General features: G+C 72.0%; 15 protein-coding genes and 1 other RNA gene. 3 read left to right on the top strand and 13 right to left on the bottom strand.

Annotation, left to right across the window (positions count from 1 at the left end; genetic code table 11):
* Positions 1–737: 737 nt before the first annotated feature.
* The 4 genes from ACIA6T_RS34185 to ACIA6T_RS34200 form a co-directional block, all read right to left on the bottom strand.
* Positions 738–2,015, bottom strand: coding sequence for an acyltransferase (locus tag ACIA6T_RS34185; RefSeq protein WP_399450404.1), 1,278 nt, complete (start codon positions 2,013–2,015; stop codon positions 738–740).
* The gene (locus ACIA6T_RS34190) at positions 2,012–4,210 is read right to left on the bottom strand and encodes a polysaccharide deacetylase family protein (protein WP_399450405.1); all 2,199 of its coding nucleotides are present in this window, start codon (positions 4,208–4,210) and stop codon (positions 2,012–2,014) included. The genes ACIA6T_RS34185 and ACIA6T_RS34190 overlap by 4 nt, the downstream gene beginning before the upstream one ends.
* A complete protein-coding gene (locus ACIA6T_RS34195) occupies positions 4,210–5,937 on the bottom strand; it encodes a hypothetical protein (RefSeq protein ID WP_399450406.1) in 1,728 nt (575 codons plus the stop codon). The genes ACIA6T_RS34190 and ACIA6T_RS34195 overlap by 1 nt, the downstream gene beginning before the upstream one ends.
* A gap of 181 nt (positions 5,938–6,118) precedes the next feature.
* Positions 6,119–7,087: a LysR family transcriptional regulator gene (locus tag ACIA6T_RS34200; protein WP_399450407.1), complete on the bottom strand. Its 969-nt coding sequence runs from the start codon at positions 7,085–7,087 to the stop codon at positions 6,119–6,121.
* Between the two features lie 83 nt (positions 7,088–7,170).
* Between ACIA6T_RS34200 and ACIA6T_RS34205 the strand changes: the two genes are divergently transcribed.
* On the top strand, positions 7,171–8,517 hold the full coding sequence (locus tag ACIA6T_RS34205; RefSeq protein WP_399450408.1) for an MFS transporter: 1,347 nt from the start codon (positions 7,171–7,173) through the stop codon (positions 8,515–8,517).
* 90 nt (positions 8,518–8,607) lie between these two features.
* Positions 8,608–9,615: a LacI family DNA-binding transcriptional regulator gene (locus ACIA6T_RS34210; RefSeq protein WP_399450409.1), complete on the top strand. Its 1,008-nt coding sequence runs from the start codon at positions 8,608–8,610 to the stop codon at positions 9,613–9,615.
* 224 nt (positions 9,616–9,839) lie between these two features.
* Here the strand turns inward: ACIA6T_RS34210 and ssrA are convergent.
* From ssrA to ftsE, 5 genes are all read right to left on the bottom strand, one after another.
* Positions 9,840–10,243: a transfer-messenger RNA gene (gene ssrA, locus ACIA6T_RS34215) on the bottom strand.
* Positions 10,244–10,361: 118 nt separating this feature from the next.
* Entirely contained in the window at positions 10,362–10,841 is a 480-nt protein-coding gene (gene smpB / locus ACIA6T_RS34220; RefSeq protein WP_030834350.1) for an SsrA-binding protein SmpB, read from the bottom strand.
* 60 nt (positions 10,842–10,901) lie between these two features.
* Positions 10,902–12,062, bottom strand: a complete 1,161-nt coding sequence (locus tag ACIA6T_RS34225; RefSeq protein WP_399450410.1) for a S41 family peptidase — start codon at positions 12,060–12,062, stop codon at positions 10,902–10,904.
* 67 nt (positions 12,063–12,129) lie between these two features.
* Complete coding sequence (gene ftsX / locus ACIA6T_RS34230) at positions 12,130–13,047, bottom strand: permease-like cell division protein FtsX (protein ID WP_399450411.1); 918 nt, start codon at positions 13,045–13,047, stop codon at positions 12,130–12,132.
* 29 nt (positions 13,048–13,076) lie between these two features.
* A complete protein-coding gene (gene ftsE, locus ACIA6T_RS34235) occupies positions 13,077–13,766 on the bottom strand; it encodes a cell division ATP-binding protein FtsE (protein ID WP_030868506.1) in 690 nt (229 codons plus the stop codon).
* 332 nt (positions 13,767–14,098) lie between these two features.
* Between ftsE and ACIA6T_RS34240 the strand changes: the two genes are divergently transcribed.
* A complete protein-coding gene (locus ACIA6T_RS34240; protein ID WP_073932041.1) occupies positions 14,099–14,290 on the top strand; it encodes a hypothetical protein in 192 nt (63 codons plus the stop codon).
* 99 nt (positions 14,291–14,389) lie between these two features.
* Here the strand turns inward: ACIA6T_RS34240 and ACIA6T_RS34245 are convergent, their stop codons facing one another.
* The 4 genes from ACIA6T_RS34245 to ACIA6T_RS34260 all read right to left on the bottom strand — a co-directional run bounded on the left by ACIA6T_RS34245 (position 14,390) and on the right by ACIA6T_RS34260 (position 19,903).
* On the bottom strand, positions 14,390–15,157 hold the full coding sequence (locus ACIA6T_RS34245; RefSeq protein WP_399450412.1) for a hypothetical protein: 768 nt from the start codon (positions 15,155–15,157) through the stop codon (positions 14,390–14,392).
* Between the two features lie 307 nt (positions 15,158–15,464).
* Positions 15,465–16,571, bottom strand: coding sequence for a peptide chain release factor 2 (gene prfB / locus ACIA6T_RS34250; RefSeq protein ID WP_399450413.1), 1,107 nt, complete (start codon positions 16,569–16,571; stop codon positions 15,465–15,467).
* 280 nt (positions 16,572–16,851) lie between these two features.
* Complete coding sequence (locus ACIA6T_RS34255; protein ID WP_399450415.1) at positions 16,852–18,096, bottom strand: serine/threonine-protein kinase; 1,245 nt, start codon at positions 18,094–18,096, stop codon at positions 16,852–16,854.
* A gap of 109 nt (positions 18,097–18,205) precedes the next feature.
* Positions 18,206–19,903 (bottom strand): serine/threonine-protein kinase, encoded by a 1,698-nt coding sequence (locus ACIA6T_RS34260; protein WP_399450416.1) that lies wholly within the window; start codon positions 19,901–19,903, stop codon positions 18,206–18,208.
* Between the last annotated feature and the right edge of the window lie 119 nt (positions 19,904–20,022).

The raw sequence follows: 20,022 nt of genomic DNA on the forward strand, positions 1-20,022 counted from the left end.
TCCAACGAGAGCATGGACAGCCTCTATCCAGACAAGACCACCCTGCTGCCCGCCACCGACGAATGATCGCCTACACCACACCACGGGGCACGACCCGACGGCACCCCAAAGGACCACGCCCACGACGCGGCGCAGACGGCCGAGCCGTTCGCTTCCCGGCACGAGGGCCGTGACGACCTCCAGGAAAACGGCTGCCCGCGAAGTATCCCGTGGAGACGGGCCGGATACCCGACCCGGCAGAACCGGCCCTCCCACCCGCAGATTCCGACGCCGCAATCCCCTACACCACGACCCTCACACCACGACCCCCACACCACCCGACGGGACGCCAACCACCCCTCCACCCACCCGCCGGCCGTTCGTCGCTGAGCGGACCCGGCGTGCCGCCACCCCACCCGCTGCGACCCCGCACCGTCCACTCGCCTCAAGCCGTCGAGCCCACCCGGCGTGCAGGCGAGGCGCGAGCACGCACCCCGCACGCCGGGTGACCGGCCAACCGACCGAGGGGACCGGCGCAGGCCGGCCACCCGTTCCTCCGGGCCGCTCGCCCGCTTCTCCCCCCGTGCTGGAGCGAGCCGGGTCAAGGGTGGCCCGCAGGGCCATCGGCGCAGCCGACGCGGAGTGGAGCGCAGCGGAACGCAGCGCCCTTGACGCGGCTCGCGGAAGCACGACACTGACGAGGAAGCGAGCGGCCCCACGGCCACCGGTGAATCCCGGTGTCGCGGGCAACCGCGACGTCAGCCCCGGTGCGTCCCGGTGCTCGGCTGGGGGCGCTTGCTCTGGCTGCCGTTCGGCCACAGGCGTGGCTTCCGCTTCGCCCCGAGGTCCTCGACCCAGCCGACCGCGAGGATCATCAGACCGATGAGCGGCCAGACCAGCGCGAACGTCCAGATCGTGTACGTGCTGTCGAGAGCGGCTGCCGCCCGCTCGCTCTGCATGAACGGAAGCTCGTACAGCAGGTCGATGATCGGGAACGTCGCCATGATCATCATGTTGTGCCACAGGTAGATGGTGACGGCCCGGTTGTTGGACAGGGTCACCAGCCTGTCCCAGTTCGCCAGGCGTCCCGGGAGTTCGCTCCACGACGGGGAGTACTGGAGCAGGATCACCACGAAACCGAACGACCAGGCGGCGTCGGCCAGCGGGATGTCGTTGAGGTCCCAGCCCGAGGGGCCGAGGTGGTTCGAGGCCCACCACAGGCCGAAGGCCATCACCAGGGACGCGCAGGAGACGGAGACGTAGCGCGGGATCCGCTTCAGCATGCCGTCGTGATGGGCGAAGCCGAGGACCCAGCAGCCGCCGTAGACCGCGAAGTCGGTGACCGCGTTGCCCAGCTCGCCGGGGATGGTCACCAGGCCGGTGCCGACGATCGCCGTCAGGCCGAGCGGGGCGAGCAGCGTCGGCCAGGGAGCCTTGCGGAACAGCCACAGCAGCAGCGGCGACGCGATGACGAACCACAGGTAGGCGCGCAGGTACCACAGCGGCCCCACGGTGTCGTCCGCCCAGGTGCTCTCCAGCGGACCCACGACTCCGGCCTCCACCGGGTAGGGCGGGGCGCCGATCGGGACGACGTAGTTGACCAGGTTGATCAGACCCCAGGCCCCGTCCTGGTCCGGGTCCTTCGAGGGGCTCCAGTCGACCACGAACAACAGCGTCAGCACGACCGCCGCGAACGCCCACAACGGCGGCAGCAGCCGGCGGACCCGCCCGCGGATCACGCTCCACGCCGGACGCTTCAGCGAACGCGCCATCAGCGAGCCCGCCAGCGCGAACATCACGCCCATCGACGGGAACAGCACCGTCAGCCAGGCCCAGCCGAAGAGGTGGTACACCACGACGCGGACCAGGGCGACGGAGCGCAGCAGGTCCAGGTACCGGTCGCGGCCCGGCTTCCTGGGCTCCGGGGCGGACACGGGTTCGGTCGTGCGCTGCTGCGGGACGTCGGCGTGCGGCGTTCCGTACGGGCCCGTCGGTTCCGGGCTCACGCCCGTACCGGTCGTGTATCCGTGGGTCATGCCACGGGCCTCCGATCATCGCTGAGCCGGCTCTGGCTCGGCACCGCTCCGGCGACGGGCGCCCCGACGACGCCGGTGCGACGCAGCTTCTGCCAGCGCAGGCGGCCGCCGGTGAGTGCGGTGATCCAGGACTGGAGCAGCACGACGTACATGAGTTGGCGGTAGAGGATCTGCTGCAGTGGCAGCGAGATCAGGTGGGTCATGCGTTCGCGGTCGAGGCGGAAGGCGAAGGCCGCGCAGACCGCCTGGATGGCGAGGACGCCCAGCCACGCCGTGATCGTCTTCTGGGTCGGGCCGAAGACGATGCCGTAGAGCAGGAAGACGTCGATCAGCGGGGCCAGCAGCGGGGCCACGATCATGAACAGGGAGACGAAGGGCAGGCCGATGCGGCCGAAGCGGCCCGAGGGGCCCTTGTCGATCACCGCGCGGCGGTGCTTCCAGATGGCCTGCATGGTGCCGTACGACCAGCGGTAGCGCTGGGACCACAGCTGGCTGACGGACTCCGGGGCCTCGGTCCAGGCGCGGGCGTTCTCGGCGTAGACCACGCGCCAGCCGGCGCGGTGCAGCGCCATGGTGACGTCGGTGTCCTCGGCGAGGGTGTCCTCGCTCATGCCGCCGATGGGCTCCAGGGCGGAGCGGCGGAACGCGCCGACCGCGCCGGGGATGGTCGGCATGCAGCCGAGGATGTCGTACATGCGGCGGTCCAGGTTGAAGCCCATCACGTACTCGATGTGCTGCCAGGCGCCGATGAGGCTGTCCTTGTTGCCGACCTTGGCGTTGCCCGCCACCGCGCCGACCCTGGGGTCGCCGAAGGGCTGGACGAGTTCGCGGACCGTGGACGGTTCGAAGACGGTGTCGCCGTCCATCATCACGACGATGTCGTAACGGGCGTTGGCCAGGCCCCGGTTGAGCGCGGCCGGCTTGCCCGCGTTGAGCTGGCGGATCACCCGTACGTTGGGCAGGCCCATCGCCTCGACGATGCGGGCGGTGCCGTCGGTGGAACCGTCGTCGATGACGAGGACCTCGATCGGGTGTTCGCTCGCCATCAGGGAGTTGACGGTGTTCTCGATGCACTTGGCCTCGTTGTACGCCGGGACCAGCACCGTCACCGGTTCGTCGACCGGCGGGCCCCAGCGGAAGTTCTTCCGGCGGACCCGGCGGGCGTGGACGCCGGAGAGGAGGAGCATCAGGACGAAGCGGCCGATGACCAGGGTGCCGATGATCGCGAGGCCGACCACCAGGACGTCGGTGATGTGCTCGGAGGCCTGGACCAGGAAGATCCACGCCTTGCCCTTCCAGAGGTCGGCGCCGGTGACCGGGCTGTGCGCGCTGGGCGCGTCCAGGGCCTCGGTGAGGTTGTCGAACTCGTAGCCCTTGTCCTTGAGGTCGGGCAGGAACCTGTCGAGCGCCGCGACGGTCTGGCTGCGGTCGCCGCCGGAGTCGTGCATCAGGACGATGGCGCCCTTGCCGTGGTGCGGCGTGGCGCGGCGGATGATCTCGTCGACGCCGGGCCGCTTCCAGTCCTCGCTGTCGGTGTTGTTGACGACGGTGAGGTAACCGCGGCTGCCGATGTACTGGGTGACCGGCCAGGTCTCGTTGTCCATGGCCTCGGCGTACGAGGAGTACGGCGGGCGGAAGAGCGAGGTGCGGATGCCGGCCGCGCCGGTGATCGCCAGCTGGTTCTGCGACAGCTCCCAGTCGATGCGCTTCTCGGACTGGAGGGCGAGGTCGGGGTGGTTGAAGGTGTGCAGACCGATCTCGTGGCCCTCGTCGACCATGCGCTGGACGAGGTCCGGGTAACGGGAGGCCATGGTGCCGGTGACGAAGAAGACCGCGTGCGCGTCGTGCTTCTTCAGCACGTCGAGCACCTTCGGGGTCCAGGTCGGGTCCGGGCCGTCGTCGAAGGTGAGGACGAGGCGGTGGTCGGGCACGCTCAGGCTCTGGGCCTGCCCGGCACGGGCGTCGATGACCGGGCCGCCCTCGAGTATCTCCTTGGGCACGTGCGTGGTGGGAGCGGGCTTCTGGACGCGGTGGTCGGCGAGGATCTCGCTGTGCACGTAGCCGCGCAGCATGAGCATGGCCGCCAGGGCGACGAGGACGAGCACGGGGAGCAGCAGGCGCAAGGGCACGCGGCGGCGCGGGGAGCCGCCGCGGGACCGGCGGGCGGCCCTGCGGCGGGGGGAGCGGGATGCCATCAGACGACGTTCTCCGGGGACTGTGCGGCGGGGGTGGTGGACGGCTCCGGCTGAGCGGCGGAGCCGTCGTCGGCGACGACCGGCTGGTCGGCGGGGGCACCGGCGAGGTTGTCGGTGCCCCCGGCCTCTCCGCCGACCGTGGGGGCGGTCGTCACGGGGTCCGGGGTCTCCGACACCGGCTGGTCCGCGGGCGGTGTGCTCACGGTGTCGTCCGAGGGTGTGGAGGTGGTGCCGTCACCGCCGGCGGCCGGGTTCGTACTGTTCTGCCCGGTCGTCGGCGGTGTCGGGTCGGTGGTGTCCGGCTGGTTCCCGGTGCCGGTCCCGCCGCCCGTCGCGGGGGCGGTGGTGTCGGGCGCGGGCAGTGTCGGGGTGCCGGTGGTCGGCGTGCCGCTCGGGGCGAGGCCGGCGCCGGAGCCGGGTGTGGCGTCCGTCCCGGTGGGCTGTGGTGTCGTCTCGACCTGACCGGCGGGCTTGTCCTCCTGGCCGGGGACGGGCATCCAGGGGGCGTCGGAGTTGCCGGACAGCAGCGTGGCGACCATGACGACGGCGTAGCCGGCGCAGGCGAGGCCGACGGCCAGGCCGATACGGCGGTAGAGCCGGCTGCGGCGGCCGGACTCGTCGACGAACACGGGTCCGGCGGCGGCGTCCTGCCCGCCGCCGCCCGCCCGGCCCGGCGCACGGCGCAGTTCGAGGCCTTCCCCTATCTGCACGGAGTCGAGCTGGACCGTCACCTCGTGCGGGTCGTGGGTGGCCGCGGCGGAGTCGCCGGCCTCCTCCTGCCAGGGGTCACGGACGGGGGCGCGGGAGGCCGTCGGGGCGCCGGGGCCTGAGGAGGGGCGCAGGAACTCGGTCGGAGCGCCGGAGTCCGAGGACGGGGTCAGGAACTCGGTCGGGGCGCCGGTGTCCGAGGACGGGCGCAGGAACTCGGTCGGAGCGTCGGCTGCTCCGGGGGCGGACGACGGGCGCCCGGAAGCCGCCGGGAAAACGGCGGTCCCGGCATCGGACGACGGGCCTCCGGAAGCCGGCGGGAAGCCGGCTGCTCCGGGGGCCGACGACGGGCGTCGGGAGGCCGACGGGGAACCGGTCGCGCCCCGGTCACCTGAGGAGTGTGCTCCGCCCGGCCGGGAGAAGAGGTCTGTCGGCTTGGCGCCGGGGTCGCCGCCCGGCTGGCGGGGGACGCGCAGGGCGGTGGTGCGCTCGGTGTCCCAGGGAACGTCCGCCGGGCTCTCGGACGGCGTCGTCCTACCCGGCGCCGCGGGACGCCCGGCGTTCCAGGAGGCATCCGGCCGACCCGGCGCCGACGCCGCGGGACGCCCGGCGCCCCGGGGACCGTCCGCCGGGCTCTCGGACGGCGTCGTCCTACCCGGCGCCGCGGGACGCCCGGCGTTCCAGGAGGCATCCGGCCGACCCCCGGACGGTGCCGTCCGACCCGGCGCCGCGGGGCCACGGGTGTCGTCGGCCCGCGGCCCGGGCCGGGCGGGGGGCTCCGCGCGGTGGGCGGTGTCGGGCAGGGCCTGGGTCTTGTCGTTGCCGCTGGGGAAGACTCCGAGGCGGGCCCAGCGGTCCTCGAGGGAGCCGGGGCCGGCGTCGCGCACGTCCGTGTCGGCGGGCTTCTCCCTCAGGGGGAGGACCCTCGTCTCGCGCAGGTCCTCGTCCCCGGCGTTCTTCTCGATCGCCGACGCGCCCTCGTACCGTTCCGGTTGGGTGTCTTCTCGCCATTCATCCACGCGCACGCACTTCCCCCCACAGGGCACTTACGGTGCGCGCGTACGACTCGAGCACCCGTCGGCGGACCGGGCCCCCACCCGATCCGAGCGCCCCGTTTATCACACTGTGCTCGGGGACCGAATGTAGCGTACGTGGAGGTCCTGTGTTCCCGTGACGGCCGTTCGTATCAGGAGTGAGACATCACCGGCCCGCCATCACGACAATATCCCGATCGGGCAACCATCCCCCGTCCGGTCGGCGCAGCCAGCCCTCCTCGGCGGCGACGGCGGCCGCCGCCCGCCGCAGGGCATCCAGAGCGGGATGAATCATCCCTTTCCGCCACACCAGGGACACGGGTGACAGCGGAATCGGGTCCACGAGAGGGCGCAGCACCGTCGCTGGCAGTGGCGGAAAATCGACCACGGCGAGGATCGGATGACGTGTCCTGGACATGATCCGCTGGAACTCCTCCTCCCCGACGGCCAGCGGCGCGGGCGGCGCGAGCGCGATCCCCCGCCCCTCGAACAGCGACCGCGCGAGGTCCGTCCACTCCGGCGTACGGGGGTTGCCGGCCCCGGCGTAGACCGTCTCGCCGGCGAGTGCGGCGAGCGGCACCTCGGTCAGTGCGGCCAGCGGGTGGTCCTCGGGCAGGACGACCGCCATCGGCTCGTGACGCACGGGCTGCTGGTCGAGTCCGGCCCGCAGTGCGGGGGCGAGGCCCGCGAACCGTCCGAACGACACGTCGAGCCGTCCCGCGAGCAGCTCCCCCGCGGCCCCGGTCAGTCCGCTCTCGTAGCGGGCCATCAGTTCGTGGGCGGGGGCGAGCTCGCGGGCCCGGTGCAGTACCCGGCGCGGGGTGGTGAGGCCCGGCGAGTTGAGGTCCACCAGCAGGGGGCGGGCCTGCCCGGCGGCGGCGAGCAGGTCGTCCTGGGCCTGGAGCACCGCGCGGGCGTACGGCAGCAGGCGCTCGCCGTCGGCGGTCAGGGTCACCTGCCGGGTGGTCCGTACGAACAGCTCGCAGCCCAGCTCCCGTTCCAGCCGCCGTACGTCCCTGCTGAGCGCCTGCTGGGCGACGTAGAGGCGCGTGGCGGCCCGGGTGAAGTGCAGCTCCTCGGCGACGGTCACGAAGGCACGCAGCAGGCGGGGGTCGAGGTGGGCGGGGGCGGGCATGCCGGGAATTTACAACACAGGTGCGTCAATCGGTGCCGGGAAGGTGTTGGACCGGCCGTACGGCCGCGGGCGACGGTGGTGTCATGCCTCAGCCGACCTCCCGGGCCACCCGGGACACTCCCCTGCTCACGGTCACCGCCGACACCCTGGTCGCCGTCGACTTCGGCCCGCGCGGGCGGAGCGAACCCCGCGCGAAGGACCCGTACCGCCGCCCCGAGGGCCCGTACCGCCGTCTCTTCGCGCTGCCCGGCGCCCGCGCGTTCACCGCCGGGAACCTGATCGCGCGACTGCCGATGGGCATGTTCAGCGTGAGCGCGGTCGTGATGATCGCCGGAACGCGGGGCTCGTACGCCCTGGCCGGCGCCGTCACCGCGACGGGCCTGGCGGCGACGGCGGTGGTCGCGCCGTGGACCGCGCGCCTGGTCGACCGGTACGGGCAGGCCCGTGTCGCGCTGCCGGCCACGGTGTTCGCCGTGCTCGGCTCCCTCGCGCTGCTGCTCTGCGTGCGGTACGGCGCCCCGGACTGGACCCTGTTCGCCTCCTACGCCGCCACCGCCACCACCCCCAACACCGGCGGGATGTCGCGGGCCCGCTGGGCGCACCTGCTGAAGGGGGACGCCGAGGCCCTGCACACCGCGAACTCCTTCGAACAGGCCGCCGACGAACTGTGCTTCATGCTCGGCCCGGTGCTCGCGGCCTTCCTGTGCGGGACGTCGTTCCCGGAGGCGGGCACACTCGTGGGTGCCGTACTGCTGCTGACGGGCACCGTGCTGTTCACCGCCCAGCGGTCGACCGAGCCGCCGGCCGCACGGCGTTCCTCCGCGCGGTCGCCGTTCCGGTCGCCCGGCATGCGGCCGCTGCTGGTGGTCTGTCTCGCGACGGGCGCGGTGTTCGGCTCGCTGGAGGTCGTCACCCTCGCGTTCGCGGACGAACGGGGGCACCGCGCGGCGTCCGGCGCCGTGCTCGCGCTCCAGGCGGCCGGTTCCTGTGCGGCGGGGCTGCTGTACGGGGCGATACGCCCGGCGGGGTCCGCGCGGGCCCGGCTGCCGTGGTGCCTGGCCGCGATGGCCGCGCTGATGACCCTGCCGCTGCTCGCGGCCGGGCTCACCGGTTCGCTGGTGCCGCTGGCGGGGGCGCTGCTGGTCGCCGGGATGGCGACCGCCCCCACCATGGTCACCACCATGACCCTGGTCCAGCGGTACACGCCCGAGGGCCGGCTGAACGAGGGCATGACGCTCGCGGTGACCGGTCTGCTCGGCGGGATCGCCTGCGGCAGCGCGGCGGGCGGCTGGACGGTGGAGCACGTCTCGGCGACGGCCGGGTACGGCGTGCCGGTGGCGGCGGCCGCGATCGCCCTTCTCGTGGCCCTCTGCACCCTTGTCCTGTTCGGGCCGTCGAACCGCTCCGCCGATTCCCTCCCGACCCATTGACGGGTACGGGTCCCGCACATACCTTCACCCGTCGAAGCGCTTCGAAACCGCTTTCTGCATCCCCACGGACCGTGCAGATGAGGACCCCCGATGGTGAAGATCACGGATGTGGCCCGGCGTGCCGGGGTCTCCCCCAGCACGGTCTCGTACGCGCTCAGCGGCAAGCGTCCGATCTCCGACGCGACCCGGCTCCGGGTGCAGGCGGCCGTCCGCGAGCTGGGCTACCGCGCGGACGGCGGTGGCCGGGGCGCGGCCGGCCACCGGTCGAAGGTGCTGGCCCTGGCGGTCCCGATGCGCTCCGGCGTCCATGTACCGGTGGTCACCCGGTTCGCGGTGTCGGTGGTCACCGCCGCCCGCGCCCACGACCACGACGTGCTGATGCTCACCCAGGGCGAGGGCGAGGAGGGCCTCGGGCGCGTCGCGGAGACCCGGCTGGCGGACGGGGTGATCGTGATGGACGTGCAGCTCCAGGACTCCCGGCTGCCGCTGCTGCGCGCGGGAGCCTTGCCGTCCGTGCTGATCGGCGTGCCCGCCGAGCCGGACGGGCTGACCTGTGTCGACCTGGATTTCCGGGCGGCCGGTGAGCTGTGTGTGGAGCATCTGGCGCGGCTCGGGCACCGGGCGGTGGCGCTGGTCGGCTCGCCGCCGGAGGTGTACGTGCGGCGGACCGCGTTCGCGCGGCGGCTGGTGGAGGGCTTCACGGCGGCCGCCGACCGGCACCGGCTCACCTCTGCCGTGCATCCGTGCGAGGCCGGCCGTGACGCCGCCCGCGCGATCGCCGGGCGGCTGGTGCGCGAGCTGCCGGCCCTGACGGGGGTGGTCGTGCACAACGAACCGCTGATCGATCCGCTGATCGACGCCTTCGAGGAGCTGGGGCTGAGCATTCCCGGCGATCTGTCCCTGACCGCCGTCTGCCCCTCCCCCGTCGCCGCGTCGGCCCGCACCCCGGTCACCTCGGTCGCCGTGCCGTCGGCGGAACTGGGCACCCGCGCGGTGCACCTGCTCGTACGGAAGCTGTCCGGCCTCCCCGTACCGGAGGCCACCCTGCTGCCGCCCCGGCTGACGGAACGGGCGAGCACGGCACCGCGCTGGGCGTGAGGGCCGCGGTGCGGGTCCCAGTCCGACTCGCGGGCGTTTCCGGGCCTTCCCCGGCTTCTCCCCCGGGACACATGACAAAGGCCCCGCCGCCGCCATGGAACGGGCGAGCACGGCACCGCGCGGGATGTGAGGGCCGCGGTGCGGGTCCCGGCCCTCGGGCTTCCCGGACCGTACGACAAAGGCCCCGCCGCTCGAAGCGACGGGGCCTGTGCCCACATGGGGTGGAGTGGAGATGGCGGGAATCGAACCCGCGTCCAACGGTGCGGAACCAGGGCTTCTCCGTGTGCAGTCGGCTGTGCTTTTCTCGGCCCCGGAGATCACGCCGACAAGTCTCCGACGGGCCCAGTCACTGTGTGGTTTCCCTCTTCACCCCGTGACCGGGATCAAGGTTTAGTCCCCTAGCTGATGCCAGGATCCGGGTCGGGAACATCCCCGGGCTGACACTCCCTTAAGTAGGGGAGCCGCTGCTCGCTACCTGAAAATCAGGCAGCGAGGGCGAGCTCGCCCTGGGAGACAGATCGCTTGGAATTGGCGATTATTTTTTTCGGCCTGTGGTTTACGAGATCATGGCCGCTTCCTCGACACGCTTCCCCTGCTTCGACAGCCGCTGTCGAAACCGATCATCCCCATGTTGTTTTTTCAAGTCCCTCCGAGGAGGGGGCCCGCACCCGCTGTGGGGTGCTGTCGCCATCGTACGTGACCAACGCGGGTCGGTGCCAGCGTATTCCCCGGCACTCCGCGAGGGCCTACGCGCGCTGCTTCCTGCGGACCGCCGAGATCGCCCGCTCGGTCTCGCGCCGGTCCTGCTTCTCCCGGAGCGTCTGCCGCTTGTCGTACTCCTTCTTGCCCTTGGCCAGCGCGATCTCGACCTTCGCGCGGCCGTCCTTGAAGTACAGGGCGAGCGGCACGATGGTGTGCCCCGTCTCCTGGGACTTGGACTCCAGCTTGTCGATCTCCTCGCGGTGCAGCAGCAGCTTGCGCTTGCGCCGCGCGCTGTGGTTCGTCCAGGTGCCCTGGCTGTACTCCGGGACGTGCACGTTGTGCAGCCACGCCTCGTTGCCGTCGAGCTGGACGAAGCCGTCCACCAGCGACGCCCGTCCCTGACGCAGGGACTTCACCTCGGTGCCGGTGAGGACCAGGCCGGCCTCGTAGGTGTCGATGATGAGGTAGTCGTGCCGCGCCTTCTTGTTCTGCGCGATCAGCTTGCGCCCTTTTTCCTTAGCCATAGTGCCGCCCATTTTCGCACCACGGAGGGGGTCGGCGGAAAGCCGATTACCGACGGTGCCCTACCGGCCGAGTCCGCTGAGGACCGTCTCGGCGCGCCGGAGGGCCTCTTCGTCGGCCTCCAGGTCGGGGGTGAGGCCATGGCCGTCGACGCCGCGGCCGGAGGGGGTGCGGTAGTGGCCGACGGTCAGCTCGGCGACGGAGCCGTCGGGCAGCTCGGTCGGCATCTGGACCGAGCCCTTGCCGAAGGTGCGGGAGCCCACGACGACCGCCCGTCCGCGGTCCTGCAGGGCGCCGGTGAGGAGCTCGGCCGCGCTCATCGTGCCGCCGTCGACGAGCGCGACCAGGGGTCTGGTGGTGTCGCCGCCGGGCTCGGCGTGCAGGGCGCGCTGCTCGCCCTCGACGCCGTACGTGGCGACCAGGCCGCCGTCGAGGAAGGCGGAGGCGGCGGTGACCGCCTCGGCGACCAGACCGCCGGAGTTGCCGCGCAGGTCGAGGACGATGCCGGCACCGGCCGGGGCCTGCCGTACGGCGGTGCGGACCTCGTCGCCCGATCCCTTGGTGAAGGCGCCGACCTCGACGACGGTCACCCCGGAGGCGAGCTCGCGGACGGTGACGGTGTCCCGGGACAGCCTGGCCCGGCGCACGGTCTCCTGCCACGCGCGCGTGCCGCGTTCCAGACCGAGCCGGACGGTGCTGCCGGCGGACTCGCCGGTGGTCTCGCCGCGCAGTAAGGAGACGACCTCCGTGACGGGCCGGCCGTCGACCTTCTCGCCGTCGACGCTGCGCAGACGGTCGCCCGCGCGGATACCGGCGTCGGCGGCGGGCGTGTCGTCGCCCACCTTCGTCACCTCGATACGGCCCTCCCGCTCGCGGGCCCACAGGCCGACGCCGGTGTACCGGCCGTCCAGGGCCTCCTCGAACTCCTCGTACTCGCCCGGGGAGTAGACGGCGGCCCAGCGGTCCCCGCTGCGGCTGACGGCCCGCTGGGCGGCCTCCATGGGGGAGGCGCCGTCGGCGGCGGCCTCCTCGGCCGCCCTGGTGACATCGGCCCGGTGACCGACGGGAGCGGCCGGAGGGGCTCCCTCCGGCGTGGCCCCGCCGTCCGCCCCGGGGAGGTTGCCCGTGGCCGCGCCGGCGACGAGCACGCTCGCGAACACCAAGGTCAGGGCGGCCCCACGGCGGAGGCGGCGGGGCTGACAGAACAGGGCACGACCTGACATGCCGGTGAGTCTAGGACAACGCGAAGGGGCGCACGGTCGGTTGGCCGTACGCCCCTCTTGGCAAGAGTCACACCTTCAGGTACTTGCGTAGCGCGAAGAACGCGGCCAACGCCGGCATCAGCAGACTGGTCGCGAGGATCAGCGGGAGCTTCGTCAGTACGGCGTCCCAGCCGATGAAGTTGATCAGGTTCAGCTTCTCCGACAGGGCCAGTCCGTTGTCGATGATGAAGTACCGGCCGAGCACCAGGAACCCGCACGCGAGGATGCCGCCGATGAGCCCGGCGACCGCGGCCTCCATGATGAACGGCGTCTGGATGTAGAAGCCGGAGGCGCCGACCAGGCGCATGATGCCGGTCTCGCGGCGGCGGCTGAACGCGGAGACGCGCACCGTGTTCACGATCAGCATCAGGGCGACGACCAGCATGAGCGCCATCATCGCGAGGGCGGCGATGTTCATGCCCTCCAGCAGCCCGAAGAGGTTGTCCAGGGTGCCCTTCTGGTCCTGCACCGACTGCACGCCGTCCCGCCCGTCGAAGGCGGTCGCGATGACCTGGTACTTCTCCGGGTCCTTCAGCTTGATGCGGTACGACTCCTGCATCTGGTCCGGCGTCAGGGAGCTGGCCAGCGGGGAGTCGCCGAACTGCTCCTTGTAGTGCTTGTACGCCTCGTCCTGCGACTCGTACGTCACCGAGTCGACGACCGGCATCTTCTCCAGGTCGGTCTTGATCTGGCCCTTCTGGTCGTCGGTCACCGCGCCCTTGGCGCAGTTGGGGTCGGACTCGGCGTCAGCCTTGTTGCACAGGAAGATGGAGATGTTGACCTTGTCGTACCAGTAGCCCTTCATGGTGTTCACCTGGTCGTTCATCAGGAGCGACCCACCGAACAGGGCTAGCGACAGGGCAACGGAGACGACGACGGCGAAGGTCATCGTCAGGTTGCGGCGGAGACCGACGCCGATCTCCGACAGGACGAACTGGGCGCGCATGGCGTCTGATCAAGCCTTTCCGTGGAGCGTCAGTGCTGGTAGCCGTAGACGCCGCGTGCCTGGTCGCGGACGAGACGGCCCTTCTCCAGCTCGATGACGCGCTTGCGCATCTGGTCCACGATGTTCTGGTCGTGCGTCGCCATCACCACGGTGGTGCCCGTCCGGTTGATGCGGTCGAGCAGCTTCATGATGCCGACGGAGGTCTGCGGGTCGAGGTTGCCGGTGGGCTCGTCGCAGATGAGCAGCTTGGGCCGGTTGACGAAGGCCCGCGCGATGGCGACGCGCTGCTGCTCACCACCGGAGAGCTCGCCGGGCATCCGCTCCTCCTTGCCGCCGAGCCCGACGAGGTCGAGCACCTGCGGCACGGACTTGCGGATCTCACCGCGCGACTTGCCGATCACCTCCTGCGCGAAGGCGACGTTCTCGGCGACCGTCTTGTTGGGCAGCAGACGGAAGTCCTGGAACACGGTCCCCAGCTGGCGCCGGATCTGCGGCACCTTCCAGTTGGAGACGCGGGCGAGATCCTTGCCCAGAACGTGCACCTGTCCGTGGCTGGCCCGCTCCTCGCGGAGGATCAGCCGCAGGAAGGTGGACTTTCCGGAGCCGGAGGACCCCACGAGGAACACGAACTCGCCCTTCTCCACTTCCAGGGAGACATCCCTGAGTGCGGGGCGGTTCTGCTTGGGGTAGGCCTTGGACACGTTGTCGAATCGGATCACGGATGCACCACGGTTAGCCGGGGGTAGATGAGCGTGACCATACGCGAACCGGGTAGGCGTGCGCAGGCACCGGAGCCGTTGTGCAGGACTTACGCCCTTTTGTTCCAGCGCCGGGTGGGCACAGCACCCCCAGGGGCGCGGGGCTGTGACATGTGCGGCTCCGCCGCGTGGGCGCGACCGGCCCCCACGCCGCCGCAGTCGCGAAACCCCCGAAACCACCCCTCTGGGAGCGACCCGGCGCAGCTTCCGCAGGAACCTGGCACAGTGGAGGGGGAACGTTCGCGAGAAGGTGGGCGTTGTTCATCTGGAACCGGTGCGAGGAGGGCGAGCGCATGACGTACGACCGGCTGGTGTGCGCGAACTGCGCCGCGCCCGTGAGCGAGGGCCGGTGCCCGGTGTGCCGCGCGAACCGCGAGCGGCTGCAGCAGGAGAACTTCTTCGCGGGTCTGAACCCCATGACGCTGATCGCGCTGCTGGCGGTGCTGGTCGCGGCGGTGGCGCTGCTCGCCCACCAGACCGTCTGACGCCGGGTACACGGACATGGCCGAAGGGCCCGGAGCGCGGTTGCGCTCCGGGCCCTTCGCCCTACGTCATGCGTACGGTGCGTACACGCGTGGCCACCGTCAGGCGGCGGCGCCGCGGCCGGACATCATGCGCGGCAGCACCCGGAAGCCGATACCGCCGGCGATCATCGTGGCGGCACCGATCAGCAGGAACGTGGTCTCGGCGGCACCGGTCTCGGCGAGCTCCTTGCCGTCGCCGCCCTGGGCCGAGGTGGCCGGGGCGTCGTCACCGGTTTCGGTCAGGGCCGAGGAGCCCTGATCCTGGGGAGAGGCGTCGTTGCCGCCGTCCGGGGTGGTGCCGGGGTTGTCGTCGTCACCCGGGGCGGGCTCTACGGGGTCCTCCCCGCCGTTGCCCGGGTCCTCGCCACCGTTACCGGGGTCCTCGCCCCCGTTGCCCGGGTCCTCCCCGCCGTTACCGGGGTCCTCCCCGCCGTTGCCCGGGTCCTCGCCACCGTTACCGGGGTCCTCCCCGCCGTTACCGGGGTCCTCCCCGCCGTTGCCCGGGTCCTCCCCGCCGTTACCGGGGTCCTCCCCGCCGTTACCCGGGTCCTCGCCACCGTTACCGGGGTCCTCCCCGCCGTTACCGGGGTCCTCGCCACCGTTGCCCGGGTCCTCCCCGCCGTTACCGGGGTCCTCCCCGCCGTTGCCCGGGTCGGGGCAATTCGGGTCGACTCCGACGGTGCAGTTCGGGTCCGGCTCCTCACCAGCGGTGATGCCGATGCTGAGGTCGAGCGCCGAAGCGGCACCCGCCGCCGACAGCGAGGCACCGGCCGCGATCACGGCGCCGGCCGCGATCCGAGCGACACGGATCCGCGTCTTCTTCGTCATATGGTTGCTACCCCCAGTAGCTCATCGTCAATGAGGCCGCGCTCGGGGCGGTGATCAACGGGGGTAACTGCGATGAAACGCCCCCCGGTTCACATGCGCCCCAGAGATACGCATGCCACGCTTCACCCTTCCCATTTTCCAAAAGAACGTCAAGGCCGTTGCGTACGCGATGTCCGCCTACGCGCGCTTTGCGGGACAACGAAACTGTGAGTGTGATGTAAATCCCGTATGCCACCGGACGAAAAAGGCAACTGCCGTCCAAGTGACGGCAGTTGCCTTGTCGACAAATCGGCGTTCGCGCCGGGGGTTACTTCTCCTGCTGCTTGCGCCAGCGAATTCCGGCCTCCAGGAAGCCGTCGATCTCACCGTTGAACACGGACTCGGGGTTTCCGACCTCGTGCTCCGTGCGCAGGTCCTTGACCATCTGGTACGGGTGCAGCACGTACGAACGCATCTGGTTGCCCCAGGAGTTGCCGCCGTCGCCCTTGAGGGCGTCCATCTTGGCCTGCTCCTCCTGGCGGCGCCGCTCCAGGAGCTTGGCCTGGAGGACGTTCATCGCGGTGGCCTTGTTCTGGATCTGGGAGCGCTCGTTCTGGCAGGAGACCACGATGCCGGTGGGGAGGTGGGTGAGCCGCACCGCGGAGTCGGTGGTGTTCACGCCCTGGCCGCCGGGACCGGACGAGCGGTACACGTCCACCCGCAGCTCGGACTCGTCGATCTCGATGTGGTCGGTCTGCTCGACCACGGGGAGGATCTCGACGCCGGCGAAGGAGGTCTGGCGGCGGCCCTGGTTGTCGAAGGGCGAGATGCGCACCAGGCGGTGCGTGCCCTGTTCGACGGAGAGGGTGCCGTAGGCGTAGGGCACCTGGACGGAGAAGGTGGTCGACTTGATGCCGGCCTCCTCCGCGTACGACGTCTCGATCAGCTCGGTCTTGTAGCCGTGCCGCTCGGCCCAGCGCAGGTACATGCGCTGGAGCTTCTCGGCGAAGTCGGCGGCGTCGACGCCACCGGCCTCCGCGCGGATGTTGACGAGCGCCTCGCGGGAGTCGTACTCGCCGCTGAGCAGCGTCCGGACCTCCATCTCGTCCAGCGCCTTCTTCACCGCGGCGAGCTCGGACTCGGCCTCCGCGCGGGTGTCCGGGTCGTCCTCCTCCTCGGCCATCTCGAAGAGCACGGAGAGATCGTCGATCCGGCCCCGGAGCGCCTCGGTCTTCCGCACCTCGGCCTGGAGGTGGGAGAGCTTGCTGGTGATCTTCTGCGCCTCGTCCGGGTTGTCCCACAGGGACGGCGCGGCCGCCTGCTCCTCGAGCACGGCGATGTCTGCCCTCAGCTTGTCGAGGTCCAGAACGGCCTCGATCGACTCCATGGTCGAGGAGAGGGACTTGAGCTCTTCGGATACGTCGACGACTGCCACGCCCTCCAGCGTAACGGCTCCGTCGACCGGCTCACGCAGGGCGGCGGGGCCGGGGCGGGGCATTACCCGTCGGGGCGGGGCGGCTTCCGGCCGTGGGGCGCTCGTTTGTTTCGCCCCCGCCGCCCCTTCCCTCCCCCACTCTCGGCTTCGCTCGAGCGGGAGGTGCCCCCATCGTCCCTGGGGGCTTCGCCCCCAGACCCCCTTCGCGCCCACGCGGCGGAGCCGCACATCGGCACAGCCCCGCGCCCCTTTGCGCGCGGTTCCCCGCGCCCCTAGGGGGTCAGGGAGTGGCCGGGGCCGAGTTCCGCGTGTCCTGGGGTGGGGCCGCCTCGTCCTCCGTCGTGGCCAGCCACGTGCCCACACCCGCCGCCACGAGCACCGCTGCCGCCACCGCCAGGGTGAGTCGGCGGCGGCGGGTGACCGCCCGGTTGCGGGCGGAGCCCGGGCGGCGTGCGCCTGCCGCGCGGGGGGCGCGGGCCGTGCCCAGGGCGCCGCCGGCCAGCTCGTCGGGGGCCGGCACCCTCATCGACGTATGCGTGTCCCGGTTGGAGTCGGCCGGTTTCGCGCCCGGTACCAGCGGGACCGCGCCACGGCGCCGCACCGGCTCCCCGGCGGCCGGGGCGGGCCCGGAGCGCTGGAGCTCCTCGCCCGTCTCCTCCGCGGGCTCGGTGTCCGGCTCGTCCACGTCCAGCGGCGGCATCCCCGCCAGCATCGGCAGCAGCTCCCGCAGCCGCGCGCCCAGCTCGGAGGCGCGCAGCCGGGACGCCGGGGCCTTCGCCAGGCACTGCACCAGCAGCTGCCACAGCTCGTCCGGGATGCCGGGGAGGGGGACGACCGTCTCGGTGACGTGACGGCGCAGCACCGCACCCGGGTGGCCGCCGCCGAACGGTGTGAAGCCGGCGAGCAGCTCGTACAGGACCGTGGCCAGCGCGTAGATGTCGACCGACGCGCGCGGGGGCAGGCCCTCGACGATCTCCGGGGCCAGGTAGTCGGGCGTTCCGATGATCTTCGTGGTGCGGGTGCGGCGCGGGGTGTCGATGAGTTTCGCCACGCCGAAGTCGGTGAGCAGGGCGCGGTGGGAGCCGCCGGGACCGAGCGGGCCCTGCATGTCGAGCAGTACGTTCTCCGGCTTCACGTCCCGGTGCACGACCCCGGCCGCGTGGGCCGCCGCCAGCCCGTCGGCGATGTCCGCGACGATCGCCACGGCGGCCTCGGGGGCCAGCCTGCGTTCCCGGTCGAGGCGGGTGCGCAGGTCCGTGCCCCGGACGAGGTCCATGACGAGGGCGAGGTCGTTGCCGTCGACCACCAGGTCGCGCACGGAGACGACGTGCGGGTGCTCCAGACCGAGCAGCACCGTCCGCTCCCGCACGAAGCGGCCGACGAGCTCCTGGTCCGAGGAGAGATCCTCACGCAGCAGCTTGATGGCGACGGGCCCGTCGGGGCCCTCGCCCAGCCACACCGTGCCGGCGCTGCCCCGCCCGAGGATCTGGTGGGCGGTGTACCGGCTGCCGATTCTCCGTGCCAAGACTGCTCCTACCGACGCGTGTTGTCGCCAAAGCTACGCGTCCGGGGCGCCGGCCTTCACAGCGGATCCGGAAATCAGCCCTCAGATGTCGACAAATCAGCAAACATGCTCAGTTCGTCCCGGAGGGCACCGAGGGCTCGTCGGAGCCGCCCAGGTCCTCGATCCAGCCCGTCACCGAGCCGAACCAGTCGCTGAGCTGGTCCCAGTAGCCCTTGCCGGTGCCGATCCAGTCCTGGAGCGGGCTCAGCTCCCAGATCAGCCAGCTCGCGACGAACAGGATGAGGATCGTGAACAGGCAGCCCTTCAGACAGCCCAGACCGGGGATGCGCATCGGGTTGGCGCCGCGCTGCCGGGGCTGCCGCGGCTCCCGGACCGGACGCTGCGGCTCCGGCGGCGGGGGCGGCGGTGCGTACCGCTGCGGCTGCGGCTGGGGCTGCTGTCGGCGCTGCGGTTCCGGCGGCGGGGCGTACTGCTGCTGCGGGGGCTGCTGCGGGTAGCCGTACCCCGGTCCGGGCTGCTGCTGGGGCTGCGGGCGTCGCTGCTGCGGCTGCTGCGGCTGCTGCGGGGGCCGGGCGACCTGCCGCTGGGGGCGGCGGCGCAGCGGGTCCTCGCTCGGGTCGAGGTACTGGACCTGGGTCTGCTCGTTGCGGTCGCGGGCCGCGCGGAGCTGGTTCTGCCAGGGGTGCGGGTCCTCCGGACCGGCACCGGGGCCACCAGGCTGTCCGGGCGGTACGGGGGGCATGACGGCCGTGGGGTCGGCGGCGCCCGCCGGGCCGCCGGTCTGCGGCAGGACGCTGGTCGCGCCGTTGGGGTCGTAGCCGCCCGCGCTGTGCGGCAGCACCTGCGTCGGGTCGGCGTCACCGGGCGCACCGGGCGCACCGGGCACGGTCGCGGGCGCCGGGTCGGGGGCGAGGAGCGCGCCGACGTTCTCGGCGGCGGCGATCTGCGCGGAGTTCGCGTGCACGCCGATGCCGTCGGCGACGACGCGCAGGCCGCGCGCGAGGTTCTCGGCACTGGGCCGCTGGTCGGGGTCCTTGCGCAGGCAGCGCTCGATGACCGTCCACAGCGGGTCGGGGACCGTGGAGGGGCGGCGCGGTTCGGCGCTCAGGTGCTGGTGCAGCACCTCCAGGGCGGAGCCTCCGGAGAACGGCGGGCGGCCGGTGACCAGCTCGTAGAGCAGGATGCCGGCGCCGTAGATGTCGACGGCGGAGGTCTGCGGGCGGCCCTCGGCGGACTCGGGCGCGATGTACGCGGGCGTGCCGACGAACTCGTGGGTGCGGGTCAGGCCCGGGGAGTCGGCGAGGCGGGCGATGCCGAAGTCGGTCAGCATCGGGTGCATCTCGCCGCCCTGCTGCTTGAGCAGGACGTTGGCGGGCTTCAGGTCGCGGTGCACCACGCCGTCGGCGTGGCTGGCGCCGAGCGCGTCGGCGATCTGCGCGGTGAGCAGGGCGGCGGCGACGGGGGTGAAGGGGCCGTTCTCGCGGAGGTGGCGGTGCAGGTCGGGGCCCTCCACGAGGTCCATGACCAGCGCCAGCAGATCGCCCTCGACGACCAGGTCGCGGACCCGGACGATGTTGGGGTGGGTGAGCCGGAGCAGGACGGACCGTTCGCGCAGGAAGCGCATCACGACGTCGGCGTCGTTGGCGAGCTCCTCCTTGAGGACCTTGATCGCGACGGTCTCGCCGGGCTGTCCCGGCACGGCCGCCTCGGCGCCCGCGGTCTCCCGCTGGCGGGCTCGCCAGACGGTCCCCGTGGCGCCGCGACCGAGCGGCTCCTCGAGGAGGTACTTGCTGCCAACCGGCCGCACGTCGCGCTCCCTGCTGCTTGCCTGGCGTACACCGTGGTCCACCGTGCTACGGAATGTTCCGACCCACTGTAGTGCCGCCGCGCGGGATACCGGCTGGTCGTCTTCGACGTGATCTCACG

This window comes from Streptomyces sp. NPDC051740, assembly GCF_044453165.1.
GTDB lineage: Bacteria > Actinomycetota > Actinomycetes > Streptomycetales > Streptomycetaceae > Streptomyces > Streptomyces atrovirens.